Annotated in this window: 20 protein-coding genes; 15 read left to right on the top strand and 5 right to left on the bottom strand. The window is 67.6% G+C overall.

Annotated features, from left to right (window positions below; genetic code table 11):
- Positions 1 to 8: 8 nt before the first annotated feature.
- The 10 genes from E4P24_RS11260 (at position 9) to E4P24_RS11305 (ending at position 7,634) form a co-directional block, all read left to right on the top strand.
- Positions 9 to 1,013: a DUF1616 domain-containing protein gene (locus tag E4P24_RS11260; RefSeq protein WP_006601265.1), complete on the top strand. Its 1,005-nt coding sequence runs from the start codon at positions 9 to 11 to the stop codon at positions 1,011 to 1,013.
- A gap of 191 nt (positions 1,014 to 1,204) precedes the next feature.
- Positions 1,205 to 1,852, top strand: coding sequence for a rod-determining factor RdfA (gene rdfA / locus E4P24_RS11265; protein ID WP_004062717.1), 648 nt, complete (start codon positions 1,205 to 1,207; stop codon positions 1,850 to 1,852).
- 35 nt (positions 1,853 to 1,887) lie between these two features.
- Positions 1,888 to 3,852 carry an archaea-specific SMC-related protein gene (locus tag E4P24_RS11270; RefSeq protein ID WP_115860972.1) on the top strand — a complete coding sequence of 655 codons (1,965 nt, stop codon included), beginning with the start codon at positions 1,888 to 1,890 and terminating at the stop codon, positions 3,850 to 3,852.
- 335 nt (positions 3,853 to 4,187) lie between these two features.
- Complete coding sequence (locus tag E4P24_RS11275) at positions 4,188 to 4,487, top strand: HalOD1 output domain-containing protein (RefSeq protein WP_158543171.1); 300 nt, start codon at positions 4,188 to 4,190, stop codon at positions 4,485 to 4,487.
- Between the two features lie 276 nt (positions 4,488 to 4,763).
- Positions 4,764 to 5,042 carry a ubiquitin-like modifier protein SAMP3 gene (samp3, locus tag E4P24_RS11280; protein WP_004042069.1) on the top strand — a complete coding sequence of 93 codons (279 nt, stop codon included), beginning with the start codon at positions 4,764 to 4,766 and terminating at the stop codon, positions 5,040 to 5,042.
- A gap of 1 nt (position 5,043) precedes the next feature.
- Entirely contained in the window at positions 5,044 to 5,301 is a 258-nt protein-coding gene (locus E4P24_RS11285) for a hypothetical protein (RefSeq protein WP_004042070.1), read from the top strand.
- Entirely contained in the window at positions 5,298 to 5,768 is a 471-nt protein-coding gene (locus E4P24_RS11290) for a hypothetical protein (protein ID WP_008575287.1), read from the top strand. Before E4P24_RS11285 ends, E4P24_RS11290 begins: the two co-directional genes overlap by 4 nt.
- Before the next feature lie 36 nt (positions 5,769 to 5,804).
- The gene (locus tag E4P24_RS11295; RefSeq protein ID WP_004042072.1) at positions 5,805 to 6,500 is read left to right on the top strand and encodes an AzlC family ABC transporter permease; all 696 of its coding nucleotides are present in this window, start codon (positions 5,805 to 5,807) and stop codon (positions 6,498 to 6,500) included.
- On the top strand, positions 6,501 to 6,839 hold the full coding sequence (locus E4P24_RS11300; RefSeq protein WP_004042073.1) for an AzlD domain-containing protein: 339 nt from the start codon (positions 6,501 to 6,503) through the stop codon (positions 6,837 to 6,839). It begins immediately after the preceding gene.
- 75 nt (positions 6,840 to 6,914) lie between these two features.
- Complete coding sequence (locus E4P24_RS11305) at positions 6,915 to 7,634, top strand: hypothetical protein (RefSeq protein WP_188148495.1); 720 nt, start codon at positions 6,915 to 6,917, stop codon at positions 7,632 to 7,634.
- Positions 7,635 to 7,688: 54 nt separating this feature from the next.
- Here the strand turns inward: E4P24_RS11305 and E4P24_RS11310 are convergent, their stop codons facing one another.
- The gene (locus E4P24_RS11310) at positions 7,689 to 9,620 is read right to left on the bottom strand and encodes an aldehyde ferredoxin oxidoreductase family protein (RefSeq protein ID WP_004062712.1); all 1,932 of its coding nucleotides are present in this window, start codon (positions 9,618 to 9,620) and stop codon (positions 7,689 to 7,691) included.
- A gap of 126 nt (positions 9,621 to 9,746) precedes the next feature.
- Positions 9,747 to 10,826, bottom strand: coding sequence for a hypothetical protein (locus E4P24_RS11315; RefSeq protein WP_115803049.1), 1,080 nt, complete (start codon positions 10,824 to 10,826; stop codon positions 9,747 to 9,749).
- A gap of 130 nt (positions 10,827 to 10,956) precedes the next feature.
- Between E4P24_RS11315 and E4P24_RS11320 the strand changes: the two genes are divergently transcribed.
- The gene (locus E4P24_RS11320; RefSeq protein WP_004062710.1) at positions 10,957 to 11,790 is read left to right on the top strand and encodes a DICT sensory domain-containing protein; all 834 of its coding nucleotides are present in this window, start codon (positions 10,957 to 10,959) and stop codon (positions 11,788 to 11,790) included.
- 78 nt (positions 11,791 to 11,868) lie between these two features.
- Positions 11,869 to 12,951, top strand: a complete 1,083-nt coding sequence (locus E4P24_RS11325; protein ID WP_006601270.1) for an archaeosine biosynthesis radical SAM protein RaSEA — start codon at positions 11,869 to 11,871, stop codon at positions 12,949 to 12,951.
- Positions 12,952 to 13,455: 504 nt separating this feature from the next.
- On the opposite strand, the gene purQ is transcribed toward E4P24_RS11325, so the two are convergent.
- Positions 13,456 to 14,130 carry a phosphoribosylformylglycinamidine synthase I gene (gene purQ, locus E4P24_RS11330; RefSeq protein ID WP_004042080.1) on the bottom strand — a complete coding sequence of 225 codons (675 nt, stop codon included), beginning with the start codon at positions 14,128 to 14,130 and terminating at the stop codon, positions 13,456 to 13,458.
- A 1-nt stretch (position 14,131) separates the two neighbouring features.
- Positions 14,132 to 14,383, bottom strand: coding sequence for a phosphoribosylformylglycinamidine synthase subunit PurS (gene purS, locus E4P24_RS11335; RefSeq protein ID WP_004042081.1), 252 nt, complete (start codon positions 14,381 to 14,383; stop codon positions 14,132 to 14,134).
- Between the two features lie 281 nt (positions 14,384 to 14,664).
- Between purS and E4P24_RS11340 the strand changes: the two genes are divergently transcribed.
- From E4P24_RS11340 to E4P24_RS11350, 3 genes are all read left to right on the top strand, one after another.
- Complete coding sequence (locus E4P24_RS11340; protein ID WP_188148496.1) at positions 14,665 to 16,086, top strand: GntP family permease; 1,422 nt, start codon at positions 14,665 to 14,667, stop codon at positions 16,084 to 16,086.
- 145 nt (positions 16,087 to 16,231) lie between these two features.
- Complete coding sequence (locus tag E4P24_RS11345; protein WP_004062705.1) at positions 16,232 to 17,215, top strand: formyltetrahydrofolate deformylase; 984 nt, start codon at positions 16,232 to 16,234, stop codon at positions 17,213 to 17,215.
- Positions 17,216 to 17,291: 76 nt separating this feature from the next.
- Complete coding sequence (locus E4P24_RS11350; protein ID WP_004062704.1) at positions 17,292 to 17,507, top strand: hypothetical protein; 216 nt, start codon at positions 17,292 to 17,294, stop codon at positions 17,505 to 17,507.
- Between the two features lie 41 nt (positions 17,508 to 17,548).
- Here the strand turns inward: E4P24_RS11350 and E4P24_RS11355 are convergent, their stop codons facing one another.
- On the bottom strand, positions 17,549 to 18,568 hold the full coding sequence (locus E4P24_RS11355; RefSeq protein ID WP_188148497.1) for a phosphoribosylaminoimidazolesuccinocarboxamide synthase: 1,020 nt from the start codon (positions 18,566 to 18,568) through the stop codon (positions 17,549 to 17,551).
- Positions 18,569 to 18,571: the final 3 nt, after the last annotated feature.

The following is an 18,571-nucleotide window of genomic DNA, read 5'->3' on the forward strand; positions in this document are numbered from 1 at the left end:
TCGAGTAGATGTCGCAGCGCCGAGACTGGCGGTTGTTCCTCCCCGAGCCTGTCCGCAGCCTTCCGGCCGACCTCGCGGTCGTCGTCGCGGGGGTCGCGCTCACGCTCGTCGTGACGCTCACGCCCGGACTGGCGGAGACGCCGCTCCGGGACATCGCCGGCTTGGTGTTCTCGCTTTTCCTCCCCGGCTACGCGCTCATCGCGGCGCTGTTTCCCGAGCGCGGCCCGCCGATAGACGCCGAGGACCGCGACCGAATGGGCGGTATCGACGGTATCGAACGGGTGGCGCTGTCGTTCGGAACGAGCATCGCCGTCGTCCCGCTCCTCGGTCTCGTCCTCAACTTCACGCCGTGGGGGCTTCGACTCGGTCCTATCCTCGTCACCCTGAGCGGCTTCACGCTCGTCGCGACGGCGTTCGCGGCGACCCGGCGGTCGGCGCTCCCCGAGGACGAGCGGCTTGTGGTTCCGTACGAGCGCTGGTTCGCCGCCGCGCGCGACGAACTGTTCAACCCGGCGTCGCGGACCGACGCGATGCTGAACGTCGTCCTCGTCGTGAGCGTGGTGCTCGCGACCGCCAGCGTCGGCTACGCGGTGGCGGTGCCGAAAGACGGCGAGTCGTTCACCGAACTGTACCTCCTGACCGAAGACGGGAACGACGAACTCACCGCCGACAACTACCCCGAGGAACTCGTCCGCGGCGAGCCGGCGTCGCTCGTCCTCGGCGTCGGCAACCAAGAACACCGGACGGTGAACTACACCGTCGTCACCGTGCTCCAGCGCGTCGAGGTGTCGAACAACTCGACGACCGTCCTGGAGTCCGAGCGACTTCGGACGTTCACGCCCCGACTCGAACACAACGAGACGTGGCACGAACCGCACGAGGTCCGCCCGACGATGACGGGCGAGCGCCTGCGGCTGACGTACCTCCTCTACGAGGGCGCGCCGCCGGCGGCACCGACGGCGGACAACGCCTACCGCGAAGTCCACCTCTGGGTGACAGTTCGGGCGGAGTGATGGTAAAAACCGACCGCAGTCGGGTGGGTCTCGGCTATCTCACCTTCTGATATTTCGACGTTCCACCTCGAAATCCGCACGAACGAGGACTCAAATCGTGTAACTCGTTTGTGTTCTAGTTTTATCACGTCTGATAATCCATGGGTAACGTTTAGGGTACTGCACGCTAAGCTTCCGCCGGCGAAGTCACAATGCGAGACTCTGGAAGGTCGGTTTCCCGCCGCGGCGGCCGAGGTCCGAAGATAGAACGCATCGCGAATCGCTACGGCCTCGACGGTCTCGGCGACGACCTCGTCGATGCGTGGCTCGGCGATGGCCGAGCGCAGCGGAGCCTCCGCGAACTGGAAGGCGACGTGAACAAGCGCCTCATCCGGGCCGCACTCGATGAGGCCGGCGCACACGTCCTCGACGGGGAGGCGGAGAACTTCTACCGCCTCCTGACCAGCGACGACGTGACCGCAGGGAGTCGAACCGACGCGCGGAACACGCTCCGCGAACGCGGCGTCGATGTCGAGCAGCTAGAGGCCGACATCATCTCCTACCAGTCGGTGTACAACTACCTCAAGCGACACCGAAACGTCGAACGCGAAGACGATGACGACGACGAGACGGACGCCACCGAGGCGGGACTCGCGACGATTCGAAAGCTCCGGTCCCGACTTCGTACCGTGACCATCGACGTCGTCGACCGCTTGGTGAAGGCCGAGCGGGTCTTCATCGGCGCGTACGAGGTCGAAGTCGACATCAGAGTCACCTGTACCGACTGTGACACTCGAATGACCCCGACGGCGCTTCTCTCCTCCGGGCACTGCGACTGCGAACGCGAGCGAGACGAGTAGCGATTCGGGCTCACCAACACATCCACATCCGACACATGAACGATTCAGAGGCACTTCAGGCGGCGACTGTACGCATACGAAACATCGGCGGTATCGACGAGCGGCGCGTCAGACTCGACCCCGGCGTGACCGTGCTCACCGGCCGCAACGCGACGAACCGAACGTCGTTCCTGCGGGCGCTCATGGGTGCGTGCGGGAGCGACGCGATCAGCCTCAAAGGCGACGCCGACGAGGGGTCGGTCGAACTCGAACTCGACGGCCGGACGTACACTCGCCTCCTCTCGCGTGAGAACGGGACAGTCTCGACCGACGGGACGCCCTATCTCCGAGACGCGGCGACCGCGGACCGCTTTGCGTTCCTCCTCGGCTCGAACGAGGCGCGGCGGGCGGTCGTCGCGGAGCGCGACCTCTACGACGTCATCATGTCCCCGGTCGACACCGATGCCATCGAGGCCGAAATCGAGCGCCTCCAGTCGCGTCGCACGCAGGTCGAGCGCCGACTCGACTCGCTGGACTCGCTCGACGCCGACCGGCGGTCGCTCGAATCGAAACGCGACGACCTCGAAGCCGAAATCGAGGCGCTCGAAGCCGAGCGGGACGACATCGAAGCCGAAATCGAGGCCGAAGATCGGACGGTCGAGACGCAACGCGAGCACCAAGCCGAATTAGACGAGGTGCTTTCGGAGCTCCAGTCCGCGCGGTCGGACCTCGAGAGCGTCCGTTTCCGCCTCCAGAGCGAGCGCGAGAGCGTCGAATCGCTCCGCGAGGAGCGCTCCGAACTCCAGTTGGAACTCGACTCGTTCGACGCCGAGGCGGTCGACCGCGGCGAGGCGAGCGACCGAATCGAGTCGGTTCGGTCGCGCATCGAGTCGCTCAACTCGACGATTTCGGAGCTTCAGACCGTCGTCCAGTACACCGAAGACGTGCTCGACGGGAAGGCGGGTCTCGTCGAGGATTCGCTGGGCGCGGACGGCGACGGTTCGGTGACGGACCAACTCGTCTCGTCGGAGACGACCACCTGCTGGACCTGCGGCACCGAGGTCGACCGCGACCAGATTCGGGGGACGACCGACCGGCTCCGCGAGGTCAGAGACGAAAAGCGCGAGGAACGCGCCGAGCTCCGCCGCGAACTCGACGAGCTCGAACGCTCGATGCGGGCGGCGGAACAGGCCGAGCGCGACCGCCGGAAGCTCCGCGATAAACTCCGGCGGCTCGAAGACGAACTCGACCGCCGAACGGGACAAATCGAGTCGCTGACCGACCGGCGCGAGGAGCTCGCCGAACAAGTCGACGCGCTCGAAGCCGACGCGTCCGAACTCCGCGGACAGAGCGGAGGGGAAGGCGACCTCATCGAACTCCACAGAGAGCTCAACGAAGTCGAGTTCGCTCTCGACCGGACGCGCGACGACCTCGCGTCGGTCCACGACGAACTCGACGAACTCGACGACCGGTTCGACGAACGCGAGGAACTCGAACGCGAACGCGAACAGGTGAACGAGGAGCTCGAAGCCGCACGGACCCGGATTCGGTCGCTCACGGCCGCGGCGGTCGAGTCGTTCAACGAGGAGATGGAGACGGTGCTCGACCTCCTCGGCTACGACAACATCGAGCGCGTCTGGCTGGAGCGCGTCGAACGCCGGGTCCGCGAGGGGCGTCGCAAGGTCGAAAAAGCCCAGTTCGAACTCCACATCGTCCGCGCGTCCGACTCCGGCGCGGTGTACGAAGACTCCATCGACCACCTCAGCGAAAGCGAGCGCGAGGTCGTCGGCCTCGTGTTCGCCCTCGCGGGCTACCTCGTCCACGAGGTGTACGAGGAGGTTCCGTTCATGCTCCTCGACTCGGTCGAGGCCATCGACGCCGGGCGCATCGCCGCGCTGGTCGACCACTTCGAGCAGTACCCGACGTTCCTCGTCGCGGCGCTCCTCCCGGAGGACGCACAGGCGCTCGACGCGTCGTACCGGCGCGTCACGTGGGGCACCGACGTGACGCCGGCCGCCTGACTGACGTGCCCTGACAGCGCGAGTTCGCGAGGGGTTAGGTGCGTCTCCCGCGTCTCCGCTTCGTCCTATCGTCTCATTCTGCTCCGATTCGTCCCGTCCCGTCCCACATCCCGTTTCGGTCGGTTCTCGGTTCGGTCACGCGCTTCTCTCCGTTCTTCCAGCCGTCCGCTCGTTTCCACGACACCGAACCGCGTTCGCTGCGTCGCCGGTCCCCGCTCGCCAGCACAGTATTGCATTAGAACGGCACTATCAAGGGAACATACCGATAGTACGCAAGAAATATAACACATCGAGACGACGTATCAGACGGACGATACTGGGGGGACGAGACCATCATCACATCTGACACACGGACACGAACTGAGTACGAACCGACGCGTGTTTGGTACGACTGCGAGCGTACCGAACCGGTCTCTGAGGCGGTCGCCGCAGCCGTGGACAAACACGCCCGCGGCGACGCGGACCTGCCGCCGCTCACAGACCACGTAGACACCGACGCCCTCGATACGCTGTTCGGCCGCGACACGCCGGGCGCGCCGCGCGTCTCGGGTGCCTCGCTCGAATTCGACTACGCCGACTTTGTCGTCACCGTCGAGTCCGTCGGCCGCATCGAAGTTCGGGACGCGGGCCGGTAATCTGCCGGGTCGTTCGGCACGACGCTGTGACGGGTCGAGCGTCGCCGGCGGGACCGCTCGCCCTCGCCGCCTCGACCCGCGCCAATCGCTCTCGAAGTCGTCTGAGATGTTCGTTCGAACGAGACCACCGGACGCGGTCTCAACGTTATCAGTTAAGAACTTTCTGGCAGAAATCTTGCAGTTTATTTGAATTACTGTCCCGAATAACGGCGAGTGAGACGCCTCCGCGTCCTCGCCGCGACGTACCTTTTTGTCTCGTGGACGCCGACAAGGGGTATGGAACTCGAATTACGCTTCTTCGCGACGTTTCGAGAGGTGGTGGGTCAGAAGTCCATCTACTGGCGGGTCGACGACGACGCGACGGTCGGAGATGTCCTCCGGTCGCTGGAAGCGGAGTACGACGGCCTCGCCGGCCGACTCATCGAGGACGGCGAGGTCAAGCCGCACGTGAACGTGCTGAAAAACGGGCGCGAGGTGGTCCACCTCGACGGGATGGCCACGGCGCTCGACGACGGGGACGCCGTGAGCGTCTTCCCGCCGGTCGCGGGGGGCTGACGTGGCGCGCCGACAGCGGGCCTTCCGCGGCATCTCGCCCCGCCTCGCGATTCAGTACCTCGAAGGGCTCGGCGGCGAGGCCGACGGCGACGGCCGCGTGGTCGGTCCCGACTGGGCCGTCGACATCGAGACCGAGGAGGTCACGATAACGAGCAGTATCCAGCTCACCGAAGTGCAACTCGCGTTCGAGGGCGACGAGGAGACGCTCGACGACCTCGTCGAGCGGTTCGCCCGCAAGGCGATGCGCGCGGGGGGATGACCGTGGGGGCCGACGGCGACCGGCGGCCGGGTCGCGAACGACTCAGCGAGCGCCTCGCGCCGGACGGCGACGACGGCGCGCCCCGCGGGGGTGCCATCGACGGCACGGCCATCATGCTCGCGGCCGCGAAGGCGAGCGTCCCCGCCAGCAGTCTGCCGCGGCTGCTCGACCGGGCGCAGGCGTACCTCGACGGGCGGGCGACCGAGTACGCACAGGGGTTCGAGTGCGTCCACGAGGACGACGACGCGGCGGTGTATCTCGTCCCGCTGGGCCACTGGGACACGAAGGGGCTCGACCTCGACTTTTCCCACCGTGAGGTCGACGCCGTCCGCCGGGCGCACGCCGAACACCTCCGGCGGGTCGGCGCGGACGCCGACCGCCGCGACGAGTTCGAGACGGCGCTCGAAATCCGCGAGGTCGCCGTCGTCAGTCGGGAGGGAAAAAGCCGGCAATCCGCCCGACGATAGACGGCTATTTTGGGGACGGTGCCCTGCTACCGACAGATGCCAACCGTTTCCTCCGACCTCCTCGACGGCGTCCGGGCCGCGGGGCCGCTCCAACTCGGCATCGCGCCGTTCGGCCTCGTCGCCGGCGTCGCGGCCGTCGAGCAGGGGCTGTCGGTCGCGCACGCCCTCGGGTTCTCCAGTGTCGTCTTCGCCGGCGCGTCGCAGCTCGCCATGATAGAGCTCCTCGGTGCGGACGCGCCGCTGGCTATCGTCGTCGGCACGGCGGTCGTCATCAACCTGCGGACGATGATGTACTCGGCCTCTATCGCGCCCTACTTCCGCGACCTGACCGCCCGGTCGAAGGCGCTCGCGTCGTACCTGCTGACCGACCAGGCGTACGCCGTCTCAATCGCTCGCTACGGCCGCGACGGCGAGACCGACCGCTTCGCGTACTACGTCGGCGCGGGCGCGTCGCTGTGGCTCGTCTGGCAGGTGACGACCGTCGCCGGCGCGCTCCTCGGCTCCGGGCTCCCGCCCGAGTGGGGCTTCGACTTCGCCGCGCCGCTGGTCTTTCTCGCCCTGCTCGTCCCCACGCTGAAGGACCGCGCCTCCGGCGCGTCGTGTCTGGTCGGCGGCCTCGTCGCCACCGGCGTCGTCGTCGCGGGCGTCCCGTTCCACCTCGACATCATCGTCGCGGCCGTCGTCGGCGTCCTCGCCGGCCTCGCGGTCGACTCGCTCGGAGGCGACGCCTGAATGCCGACCGGCTACGACTCGGCGACCGTCTGGCTCGTCATCGCCCTCGCGGGCGTCCTCACGTTCGCCATCCGCGGGTCGTTCATCTACCTGTTCGGCCGCATCGACGACGTGCCGCCGGCGGTCGAGTCGGCCTTGGAGTACGTCCCCGCGGCCGTGTTCGCCGCGCTCGTCTTCCCCGCGCTCTTGGCTCCATCCGGCGACCTCGCGGTCTCCGTCGGCAACGACAAACTCGTCGCGGGCGCGCTGGCCGCGCTCGCCGCGTGGTACACAGAACGCGTGCTCGCCACCATCCTCGTCGGCATGGGCGCGCTCTGGGTCCTCCGGTTCGTCGTCTGAGCCGCTGTCAGCCCTGTTCGTTGACCCGTCGCCTCCCCCAAGATACTCGTCCCGCGGGCGACCACGACCGCACGTATGTCCTCTCCGTTCCCGCGCCTCTTCTCGCTCCCCCGCGACGACGAGGGTCGCCCTCTCCTGCCGACCGGGTTCGCCGCCGGCGTCGCCGCGTTCGCCGTCGGCACGGTCGCGGTCGCCGGCTGGCTCGTCCTCGCCACCGACGGCCCGTTTTCCACGCTCGACGCCGCGACCGAGATGACCGGCGGCAAGCTCGTTCCGGCCCCGTTCGTCCCCGTCTGGGCGTTCGGCGGCGCGATGGGCCTGCCCGTCCGCCTCGTCGAGACGACCGGCCCCGGTCGCGCGGTCGTCCTCCGCAACCTCGTCGACGGACTCGACGGCCCCGCCGACCCGTGGTACTGGCTGGGCGCGCTCCCGCCCGCCTGCCTCTTTCTCGCCGGCGTCGTCACGGCGCGCCTCACGGCGTGGTCTCGACGCCCCGCCGAGGGGTTCGCCACCGGGTCGTCCGTCGCCGTCGGCTTCGCCGCCGCCGTCGCAGTCACCGCGCTCGTCGCCCGCGTCGGCCTCGGCGACGTGCCCCCGAACGCGGAGGGGTTCGTCCGCGTCGGTTCGACCGGCTTTCACCCGACCGACCTCGACGGCGACTCCGTCGGCCTCCCGCTTTGGGGGGCGTTCTCCGGGCTGGTGTACGGCGTCGTCTTCGGCGGACTCGGCGGGGCGGTGGCGTCGCTCGTTGGGCGACTCGTCTCCGCGGTTCGCAATCGGTCGAAAAAGGCGTGATTCGGATTCGCGCGGGAGCCGATTGGACCGAACGGCGTCGGCTCGGTCGTCGGCTCAGTCGTCGGCGGGTGCCGGCGAGTCGCCGCGGGAGACGCCCGTGCCGGGGCCGATGTCGATTCCGAGTTCGTCGAGGCGCTCGTCGGGGACGACGCCGTCGACCCACTGGCGGCGGGCGTAGTACTCCTCTTTCATCTCGTCGAGTTCGCACAGCTGCCCCTCGGACGCGCCCTGTCCCGGAATCGCCTCGTCGCCCTCGACGAAGCGTCCCGGCAGCGAGTCGTCGGCACCGTCGAAGCCGGCGAGGTTGTTGTAGTACCGCTCTAACGTGTAGATGCGGTCACCGGTTTCGAGCAGTTCCTCTTCGGTCACGTCGCGGCCGGTCATGCCGTTGTACTGCAGGACGTACTCCTCGATGCCCTCCGCGAACGCGTTGAACTTGCAGATGTCGAACGAGTCCGAGATGGCGTGCATGTCCTGGAACAGCGCCACGAGTTCGCCCTTCCCGCGCCACTCGTGGGGGTCGTGTTTCTCCGGGATGCCGAGAATCTCGGCGGACGGCGTGTAGCCGCGGAGGTGACACGCGCCGCGGTTCGAGGTGGCGTAGCCGATGCCCATGCCCTTCATGCAGCGGGGGTCGTACGCCGGGATGGTCTGACCCTTGACGGCCAGCGAGTTGTCGTGGGCGTCGAAGCGCTCGGCGAGGCCGTTTGCGCCCTCCGCGAGCGCGTCCGCGAGGTCGCCGTCGCGGTTCGCAATCTCGGTGATGAGGTCTATCATGCGCTCGGTGTCGCCCCAGTCGAGCTGCTCGCTCAGGCCGTCGAGCTTGCCCTGTTCGGACATCTCCATCGCCATCGCCATCATGTTGCCCACCTCGATGGTGTCGACCCCCATGTCGTTACAGCGGTCGATCATGACGGCGATTTCGTCGCGCTCGGTGTGCCCGGAGTTCGGGCCCAGCGCGTACGCGGACTCGTACTCGTAGGACTCGCCGCGGACGTTCATCTCCTCGCCTTTGTGCATCACCGACACCTCGACTTCCTTCTTACAGGCGACCGGGCAGGAGTGACACGTCGGCTCGTCGACGAGGATGTTCTCGCGGACGTTCTCGCCGGAGACGCGCTCGGAGTCGATGTCCGCGCCCTCGGCGTCTCGCATCGCCGCGGTCGAGGTGTACTTCCCGTTTTTCGTCGGGAGGCCGTCGAGCTCCTCGCCCGCGTTCATCAGGACGTTCGTCCCGTACAGCGACAGGCCGCCCTCGTTGGGCGCGGTGACCTCGGACTCGCGGATGAGCTGCATCGCCTGCTGGTAGCCCTGCTTGAACGTGTCGGCGTCGGCGGGCTTCGGCATCCGCGTGCCGGACTTCACGACGATCGCCTTGAGGTTCTTCGAGCCCATGACCGCCCCCGTGCCGCCGCGGCCGGACGCGCGGTCGTCCTCGTTGACGATACAGCCGTACTTGACCTCGTTTTCGCCGCCGGGGCCGATAGCCATTATCGAGAGGTTCTTGCCGAGGCTCCCGTCGACCTCGCCTTCGAGCTCCTCGATTGTCTCGTGGACGCCCTTTCCCCAGAGGTGTTCGGCGTCGTGGAGCGTCAGTTCGCCGTCTTCGACGACGGCGTAGCTCGGCCGCTCGGCCTTGCCCGTGAACAGGAGGCCGTCGAAGCCGGACCACTTGAGCCGCGCGCCGCTCCAGCCGCCGTGGTGCGAGTCGGTGACGGTCCCCGTGAGCGGGGATTTCGTCACGACCGCGATTCGGCCGCTCATCACGGTCTGCGTACCGGTGAGCGGGCCGGTCATGAACGCGAGGAGGTTGTCCGGTCCGAGCGGGTCCACGTCCGGTCCCTGGTCGAAGACGTACTTCACGCCGAGGCCGCGGGCCCCGATGTACTTCTTTGCGTCCTCGTCGTCGATTCCCTCGTACGCGATGTCGCCGGACGACAGGTCCACCCGAGCGACCCTGTCGTGATAACCACCGAGTTCAGTCATTGTAATCCTCGTTGATTATATACGGTCGCTGTCGGGTTAGTGATTCCCACCTCGACGTAACCGTTCGAGGTTACGCCGACGCGAGCCGACGCCGGACTGTCTCGGGATTGCGGCAATCCGTGCGACTCATCCCGGTTGCGGGCCGGCGGCCCGGAGCGAGACGGTTCCGGTGGCGTCGACGACGACGCTCGCGGGGCCGCGCGGCGGACAGGACCACCACGTTCCCGAGGTTGCCGCGCCGGTTTCGAGGCTCACCGAGACGGCGTGCGGCCCGGAGGTCGTCACGGGGACGAGTTCGCGGGCCTCGTCGGGGTCGAGCGCGAGCGTGCGGTCGAACGACTCGCCGCCGCCCGCGGCGTCGACCCGGAGCGAGAGCCGGTGCGGTTCGTCGTCGCGGTTGGCGACCGTGAGCGTCGTGTTCGCGGGGCCGCAGCCGGTCGTCCCGCTCGACACGTCGACGTACTTCGTCGGCTGGTCGGGCACCGGCCACGCCGTCTCGACGCGTCGCTCGTCGGTCTCGACGGCGACGCGGTAGGTCCCGCTTCGGTACGTCACCGGAATCGACAGCCGCGCTCCCGTGGGGACGCGGTACGCCCGGTCGACCAGCGACGCGTCCCCGAGGTCGATGCGGAGCCGCGCGGTCGTCTCGGGACCGGCGTTCTCCACGACGACGCCCGCGGGCGCGTACCACCGGGCGGAGCCGTCGCCGACGAGCGGGAGGTCGATTCGCGGCCCGTCGTCGGGGGTCGCCGCCGCGAGCGAACACTCCCCTCGCGCGTCGCACGAGACGGTCTGCCAGAACGCCGCGCCGTCCCGGCCGAGGACGACCTCCAGTCCCTCGAACGCCGCGTCGACGACCCACTCCGACCGGGCCCGCACGCCGGTGTCCGTCTCGACGAGCACCGCCGTCTCCCCGGTCGGCACCGACACCGACAGCGCGGCGCGCTCGCCGGGCACGAGGTCGCGGTTCTCGAAGAACACGTCGCGGCCGTCGCGGACGCCGACGACGGTGGTAAACACGGGGTCCGGCGTCGGGTTCCAGAGCGTCAGCGACCGCTCGACGCGCGCTTCGGGCGTCGGCGTCGCGGTCGGCGCGTCGGTCCCCTCTTCGGGCGTCGGCGTCTCCGTCTCTCCGTCTGGCGTCCCACAGCCGGCGAGCCCGGCGACGCCGCCCGCGAGAAGCGAGAGGAGCGTGCGGCGCTCCATACCCCTCATAGGGCGCGGCGCATATGAACGTCTGTCGCGGCCGCCGCCCCCCGCGACGCGGCGCTCCGCCGCCGCGACACCGGCCTCCAAAACAGCTATTCCGTCGGCGGTCAGTCGTTCTCACGAATCGATGGGACTCGCCAGCTTCCTCGGCGCGATTGACACCGCGAGCCGGTCGCTCTCGGTAGTCAATCGCTCGGCTCCCGACCCCGTACAGCGGATGCTCGAAACCACGTTCGCCGACCAGCCGGTCGACGTCGACGAACTCTCCGACGACGCGCGCGGCGACGACGTGGTCGTGCTCACCGAGCAGACGGCCGAGGGGCACGAGGTCGTCGCGACCTCGCCGCTGGAGGAGGTGATGAACTCCGTCCTCCTCGTGAACTCCGACCTCTACAAGACGGGGCAGGCGAAGCTCGACGAGTTCGAACTTCCGTCGGTGCTCACCCGACTCGACGACGTGCCGTTCTCGCTTCGTGGCTATCCCGAATCGGACAAGGAGAAACTGCTCCTCGTGGCGATTTCGCGGTACATCGAGCGCCACGCGTGGCGCGCCGGCAACGGCAGGCTCCGGTCGTCGTTCCAGCGACTCTCCCGAATCGAAGACGAGCGCGGGACGCGAGCGGTCTACAAGAAGGTCGCGTCGACCGACGTGCAGACCCACATCTACGGCATCCCGGACTGGTCGCCGCCGACCAACTCGAACCTCGTGACCCACGGCGGCTACACGGACGACTTCTACGACTCGTGGTTCGTCGTCTACACGCCGCCCGAAGACGAGTCGGTCGAGGCGGAACCGGGCGACCGAACTGCGGCGAGCGACGGGCGTCTCGACGACGTGGAACCGGACCAGCCCGTCGCCCTCCTCGCCTTGGAGACCGAGCCGAAGCGCTGGGAGGGCTACTGGACGTTCCGGCCGTCGCTCGTTTCCGACATCGACCGCTACATCTCGCGGAACATGTGACGGCGGGACGGGCCGGCGACCGCCGCCCGCCGCCCCCAGACGAAGCCGCTTTACGCACCCGTCCGATACGGGTATCCAATGAGTAAGCCGAGCCCCGAGGTCTACGAACGGGGACGCGGGATGGACGCGCACAACAAGGTGATGCGCGACATCCGTTCGCAAAAGCAGAAGACCTACGACCCCCACGAGCCCACTCGGGTGTGGATAGACGAGGACAACACGCCCGACGGCGTCTACGACTCGCTGACGATTATCCTCAACACCGGTGGCTGCCGGTGGGCCCGCGCCGGCGGCTGTACGATGTGCGGCTACGTCGCGGAGTCCGTCGAGGGCGGCACCGTCGCCCACGAGGCGCTGATGGACCAGATTCAGGTCTGTCTCGACCACGAGGCCGAGGAGATGGACGACGGCGAAAAGGCGGGGCTCATCAAGATTTACACCTCCGGCTCGTTCCTCGACGAGCGCGAGGTGCCCGCCGAGACCCGAGACGCCATCGCCGAGACGTTTGCCGACCGCGACCGGATGGTCGTCGAGTCGCTGCCGGATTTCGTCACGCGCGAGAAACTCGCGGACTTCACCGACCGCGGCCTCGACACCGACGTGGCAATCGGCCTCGAAACCGCCACCGACCGCGTCCGCCACGACTGCGTGAACAAGTACTTCGACTTCGCGGACTTCGAGGACGCCTGCGAGGAGGCCGCCGCGGCCGGCGGCGGCGTCAAGGCGTACCTCCTGATGAAGCCGCCGTTCCTCTCGGAGCCCGAGGCGCTCGACGACATGAAGTCCTCCATCCGCCGGTGTGCGGCGGTCGACAACTGCCACACCGTCTCGATGAACCCGACGAACGTCCAGCGCTACACGATGGTCGACGAGCTATTCTTCAACGGCGGCTACCGCCCGCCGTGGCTCTGGTCGGTCGCAGAGGCGCTCCGCGAGACGGTTGACGTGGACGCCATCGTCGTCTCCGACCCCGTCGGCGGCGGCCAAGAGCGCGGCGCGCACAACTGCGGCGACTGCGACGAACTCGTGTTCAAGGCGGTCAAGGACTTCAACCTCCGGCAGGACCCGAGCGTCTTCGACCAGGTGTCCTGCGACTGCGAGGCGACCTGGGAGTTCGTCCTCGACAACGAGACGAGCTACAACATGCCGCTCGTGAAGTAAGCGCGCCGAGTCGCGCGACTGAGCGCCACCGCCGACGTTCGCCTTCGCGCGGGCGTACACTCGCTGAACCCGAACCGCAGCGTCGCCCGTCCGCATCTCCGACCGTTCGTCCACAATCCCGCGTCGTTTTCCCTCATTCGGCCGCGTTAGGGGGTGCTATCCGAAAGTAACAGGCTCCTAACCGTCGAATAGGATATTCGTATCAAAGAGGGTGTGAGTCGTTGTCATATTCGGTGGTTCGGACGTGTCCATCCGAACCGCCCGCCATCATGACGAAACACACGTACAAGACCGTCTACTACGCGGATGGGTGGTTCGAGATTCGCGAGGAGGAGAACGCCGAGGCGTGGGTCGCCACGGACGCTCCCTGCGCTCTCGCTCCATAGCACACGGCACGCGGGCCGGAACCCTCGACACTCCAACATCGCTCATCGTGTACGCCGCTCCGTTCGCTCACCGGCCCCGTGCCGTCCGCCACCGCGGCGGACGGTCTTTTTTATACTACTATCCCTCGAAGCCCGCCAGCACGCCCCGACCGTCGGTGTTGCCGAGTTGCGGTAGCGACGCCCGCTCGGGGTGGGGCATCAGCACCGCGACGGACTCGCTGTCGCCGAGGACGCCCGCGACGTTGCCGAGCGACCCGTTGGGGTTCGCCTCGTCGGTGACGTTGCCCTCCGCGTCGCAGTAGCGGAACAGGATTCGGTCGTCGGCTTCGAGTTCTTCGTAGCGCTCGGCGTCGAGTTCGAAGCGACCCTCGCCGTGGGCGATGGGCAGTTCGATGACCTCGCCTTCGTCGTACGCCGCGGTCCAGCGCGTGTCGGCGTTCTCGACGCGGAGGTAGACGTGTTCGCACTGGAAGCGGGCGCTCGCGTTCGTCGTGAACGCGCCGGGGGTGAGCCCGGACTCGCAGCCGATTTGTGCGCCGTTGCAGACGCCGAGGACGGGGACGCCGTCGTCGGCCGCCTCGCGGACCGACTCCATGATGGGCGAGCGGGCGGCCATCGCGCCGCCGCGCAGGTAGTCGCCGTACGAGAAGCCGCCGGGGAGCACGATACCCGTCGTCTCCTCGGGCAGGGGGTCTTCGTGCCAGACGCGCTCGGCCTCGAACCCGAGGTCCGACAGCGCGCGCACGGCGTCGCGGTCGCAGTTCGAGCCGCCGAACTGCACGACTGCAATCATCTCAGGCCTCGGCGACCGCGACCTCGTAGTCGTGGATGGTCGGGTTCGCCAGCAAGCGTTCTGCCATCTCGTCGGCGCGGGCCTCGGCCTCGTCGGCGTCGGCCGCGTCGAGGTCCACCTCGTAGCGTTCGGTGAAGCGCAGCGCCTCGAGTTCGAACCCGAGTCGTTCCAGCGCGCGCTTCGTCGTCTCCGCCTCCGGGTCGAGCACGCCGCGCTTGAGGCGCACCGTCACCGTCGCGGTGTAAGTGGTCATCAGGTGGCGATGCGCGGTCATGTGCAAAAACGGTTTTGGGTCGAGTTTGATATGCACAGATGTGGGTATCAACGCGCGAACCGGCGACGACGCCGCCGGCAACCGCGCTACACCGCCGCCGTTGGTCTCTGACGGGCAGGACTCCGCGGCGGCTCTCCCCCTGATTCATATTCGTTGTTATACGTACTATACAAATTATTTCTCTCAATTTTTAATATAATAATTACATACATGGTATATGATAATCATTTTTATAGCACGAGTGAGACGCCGTCTCACGTATGGCACTCGAATTCGCACAGAGTCCGCTCTTGACGTTCGTCATCGGACTTGCGTTGGTCGTGTTGCTACTGGTCGTGTTAGACCTCCCCGCGTTCGTCGGTTTGGCGATAGCCGCGTTCGCGGTCGGCCTCGTCAACGCGGCGTTCGTCCCCGACTTCGCGCTCGCGGACGCGGCGACGCGGACGGCGTCTGCCTTCGGCGACGGGATGGCCGGCATCGGGATTCCCATCCTGATGGCCGCCATCATCGGGAAGTCGATGCTCGAAAGCGGCTCCGCCCAGCGAATCGTCCGCGCTTTCCAGTCGCTCGTCGGGCGAGAAAACAGCGACATCGCGCTGTGGGGCAGCAGTACGGTGCTCGCCATCCCCGTGTTCTTCGACAGCGTCTTCTACCTCATGGCCCCGCTCGCGCGGTCGATGCGGGCCCGGATGGGCGACAACTACGCGCTCTACCTCGTCGTCGTCGGGGCCGGCGCGGCGACGGCTCACGTGTTCATCCCGCCGACGCCCGGCCCGCTCGCGGTCGCCAGCGAAATCGGGGCCGACATCGGCACCACGATGCTCATCGGCGTCACGGTCGCCGTCCCGTCGGCCACCATGGGCGGCCTCATCTACGGCCGCTGGATTAACCGTCACGTCGATATCCCCCTCCGCGACGCGATGGGGACGACCACGGAGGAACTGCAAGAGCGCGCCCAGCGCGACGTGTCGTCCCTGCCGAGTTTCCTCGAATCCACCGCGCCCATCATCATCGCCGTCGCGCTCGTCGGCTCGCTCACCGTCGTCAACGCCCTCGAAGGCGTGACGGTGGCCGAACCGTTCCGGCCGTTCGTCTCGTTCATCGTGGACAACCGGCCGTTCGTCGCGTTCATCGGCGACAAGAACGTCGCGCTGACTATCGCCGCGCTCGCCGCGGCCTACACGTACTACCGCTGGTCCGACCTCTCGCGGTCCGACTGGGAAGACGAACTCACCGAGGCGCTCAAAAGCGGCGGCAACATCGCGGCCATCACCTCGATGGGCGGCGCGTTCGGCGCGCTCCTCGCGGCCTCCGGAATCGGCACGTACCTCGCCAACGGGCTCGAAGTCTTCGGCATCCCGATGCTCGTGACCGCGTGGCTCATCGCCGCCATCGTCCGCATCGCGCAGGGCTCCGCGACCGCGGCGATGCTCACGGCCGCCGGCATCATGGCCCCGCTCACCGGCCAGCTTCCGGTCCACACCGCGTATCTGGTGATGGTCATCGGCGCGGGCGGCAACATCTGCTCGTGGTACAACGACTCCGGCTTCTGGCTCGTCAAGGAAATCGGCGGCCTCACGCAGATGGAGACGCTGAAGACGTGGACCGCGCTGACGACGATTATCTCCGTGACTGGGCTCGTCGTCGTCCTCATCGTCTCGTCGGTGCTGCCGCTGGCGTAGGCGACGACGCGCGCACGCCGGCTTTTCCTTTTGACGGGTGATTCACGGTCGTTCCCGAGGGATTCGCTTGCGGAGAACGACAGCGGTTTACCGTTCGCCGACGCAGGACGGGTATGTTCAGCTTCGAACAGCTGGAGGTGACGGTATGACTCGCGAACTCACCGAAATCACGGTCATCGGAGGAGACAAGACCGGACTCATCGCGAACGTGACCACCCTGCTGTTCGAGCGCGGAATCAACGTCGAGGACTTGGACCAGGCGGTCCGCGAGGGAATCTTCCGGATGACCCTCCACGCCGACACCGCGGAGATGACCTGCTCCCGCGACGAACTCCGAGCGGCGCTGTCCGACCTCGGCGACGACCTCGGCGTCGACGTGCAGGTCCGGTTCCCCTCGGACCGCGAGACCCGCGAAATCGCCGTCCTCGTCACGAAGGAGTCCCACTGCCTCGAAGCGCTGTTCGAGGCGTGGGCCAACGACGACCTCGGCGCGGAAATCTCGGTCGTCATCGGTAACCACGACACGCTCGAACCGCTGGCGAGCCACTACGACGTGCCGTTCCACGACATCGGCGACGAGAAAGGGACCGCCAACGAAGAGCGCCTGCTCGACCTCCTCGAACGGTACGACGTGGACCTCATCGTCCTCGCGCGCTACATGCGCATCCTCGGCCCGAACGTCGTCTTCCGCTACGAGGACCGCATCATCAACATCCACCCGTCGCTGCTCCCGGCGTTCCCCGGCGCGGCCGCCTACCGGCAGGCGAAAGAGGAGGGCGTCCGCATCGCCGGCGTCACCGCCCACTACGTGACGACCGACCTCGACCAGGGGCCCATCATCGCCCAGCGCGCCTTCGACGTGCCGGACGACGCCTCCATCGACGAAATCAAAGAGCGCGGCCAGCCGCTGGAGGCCGACGCGCTCCTCGAAGCCGTGAAGCTCCACCTCAACAACGACGTGTCGGTCCACCGCGGGCGCACCAGCCTCCGCGAGAGCGCCGACCCCGAGCGCTACCAACTCGGCCTCACCCGCGAGGCGCAGGCGTCGAACCCCGACCGCCCGGTCGACGGCATCATCGACGCCCTCGGGGAGCGCGAGGCGCTCGCGCCCGAACCGTCCGAGGACTGAGGCGACTGCGGCAGCGACGGCGGGGCGACCCCCGCCAGACACCAGCCCTATTTTGCCGCCGACACGACTCGGAGGCGTGCCCGTCTCTTCCCGCTACCGCGTCGCGCTCGGCTGTTACGCGCTGTGGCTCGTGGCGACCGTCCTCCTCGCCGCGCACGAACTCGGACTCATCCCGCTCCTTCCCGGCGTCGAACCGGGCGTCGTGACCGGCGCGACGGTGTTTTTCGCGCTCGGCGTCGTCCGACGCTCCCGCCGCGGCTGGCGGTTCCTCGTCGGCGACGACGCGGCGTGAGAAGGGGACAGACGAAAAGCGGAGTCGCTCGAGCCGCCCGGTTACAGGTCGCGGACGCGCGCCACGGCGTCCTCGATGGTCGGGGCGTCGAACCAGTCGTGGTCGACGTAGGCGTTGGTGCCGGCGCAGTAGAGGTCCGACAGCGCCTCGACGATGTCGGCGGGCAGGCGGTCGGGTTCGACCGCGCAGTTCTCGCGCCAGTTCGGCTCGCCCGTCTCGATGGCCTCGGCCTTCGCGTCTTTCACGGCCTCGACCCACTCGGGCTGGACGCGCTTGTAGTACTGGCGGACGACCTCTTTCGAGACCTGCTGGCCGCCGTAGGAAAACCGGTTTTCGTCGAACGTGCCGACCACGTCGCCGACCTTGACGGTGCCGTCGTGGTAGAGACACTCGATTTTGCCGTCCTCGTGGTCGAAGCCGGCTTCGTCGGCGCGTTCGGTCAGCACGTGGTTCACGGCGAGCGCCAGCTCTTCGAGGCGGTCGAGGTCGACTTTCCCGGCGATGTCGTCGGCCTCCGCGCGGGAGAGATACCGGTCCTGTTCTTCGTACTTCGTGGAGAACTCCACGACCGGCTCGGGGAGCGAGACGGCCTCGTCGGGCCACTCGTCCATTTCGAGGCCGTAGTCGGCGGGGTCGCCGCGCCGCCGGAGGCTCGACCCCACCGGGACGGTGTTGCGGAAGACGATTTCCAGCGGGATGAGGTAGTTGTCGCCGGCGGCCTCGTGGTAGGCGTCGTAGTCGTACGCGCCGTCGGCGTGCGGGAGGTCGGGCACCTGCGTGAGTTCGATGGCCATCTCCGTCGGCGGCGACTCGCACTCACCGAGTTCCTTCACCTCGCCGTCTTCGACCACGCCGAGGTAGTGGGTCGGGACGTGGTTCACGTCGAGCAGTTCGAAGTTGTACGCGCCCATGAGACAGAGGCTCGCGCCCTTGTTCGGGACGTGGTCGGGCATCTCGCCCCAGTCGAACACGGAGTAGCGGTCCGAGAAGACGAAGCGGCCCCGCCCGAGGTCGGTCGCCGTCGGCTCCTCCTCGACGCGGAAGTCCTTCACGCTGGTCATGGT

The organism is Haloferax sp. AS1, from assembly GCF_014530665.1.
Classification (GTDB): Archaea; Halobacteriota; Halobacteria; order Halobacteriales; family Haloferacaceae; genus Haloferax; species Haloferax volcanii.

Coding starts and splice junctions, on each gene's coding strand:
- samp3 (WP_004042069.1), top strand. CDS start 4,764: ATGGAACTCGAATTACGCTTCTTCGCGACGTTTCGAGAGGTGGTGGGT.
- E4P24_RS11340 (WP_188148496.1), top strand. CDS start 14,665: ATGGCACTCGAATTCGCACAGAGTCCGCTCTTGACGTTCGTCATCGGA.
- E4P24_RS11320 (WP_004062710.1), top strand. CDS start 10,957: ATGGGACTCGCCAGCTTCCTCGGCGCGATTGACACCGCGAGCCGGTCG.
- E4P24_RS11300 (WP_004042073.1), top strand. CDS start 6,501: ATGCCGACCGGCTACGACTCGGCGACCGTCTGGCTCGTCATCGCCCTC.
- E4P24_RS11295 (WP_004042072.1), top strand. CDS start 5,805: ATGCCAACCGTTTCCTCCGACCTCCTCGACGGCGTCCGGGCCGCGGGG.
- rdfA (WP_004062717.1), top strand. CDS start 1,205: ATGCGAGACTCTGGAAGGTCGGTTTCCCGCCGCGGCGGCCGAGGTCCG.
- E4P24_RS11355 (WP_188148497.1), bottom strand. CDS start 18,568: ATGACCAGCGTGAAGGACTTCCGCGTCGAGGAGGAGCCGACGGCGACC.
- E4P24_RS11310 (WP_004062712.1), bottom strand. CDS start 9,620: ATGACTGAACTCGGTGGTTATCACGACAGGGTCGCTCGGGTGGACCTG.
- E4P24_RS11290 (WP_008575287.1), top strand. CDS start 5,298: ATGACCGTGGGGGCCGACGGCGACCGGCGGCCGGGTCGCGAACGACTC.
- E4P24_RS11315 (WP_115803049.1), bottom strand. CDS start 10,826: ATGGAGCGCCGCACGCTCCTCTCGCTTCTCGCGGGCGGCGTCGCCGGG.
- E4P24_RS11325 (WP_006601270.1), top strand. CDS start 11,869: ATGAGTAAGCCGAGCCCCGAGGTCTACGAACGGGGACGCGGGATGGAC.
- purQ (WP_004042080.1), bottom strand. CDS start 14,130: ATGATTGCAGTCGTGCAGTTCGGCGGCTCGAACTGCGACCGCGACGCC.
- E4P24_RS11305 (WP_188148495.1), top strand. CDS start 6,915: ATGTCCTCTCCGTTCCCGCGCCTCTTCTCGCTCCCCCGCGACGACGAG.
- purS (WP_004042081.1), bottom strand. CDS start 14,383: ATGACCACTTACACCGCGACGGTGACGGTGCGCCTCAAGCGCGGCGTG.
- E4P24_RS11260 (WP_006601265.1), top strand. CDS start 9: ATGTCGCAGCGCCGAGACTGGCGGTTGTTCCTCCCCGAGCCTGTCCGC.
- E4P24_RS11270 (WP_115860972.1), top strand. CDS start 1,888: ATGAACGATTCAGAGGCACTTCAGGCGGCGACTGTACGCATACGAAAC.
- E4P24_RS11345 (WP_004062705.1), top strand. CDS start 16,232: ATGACTCGCGAACTCACCGAAATCACGGTCATCGGAGGAGACAAGACC.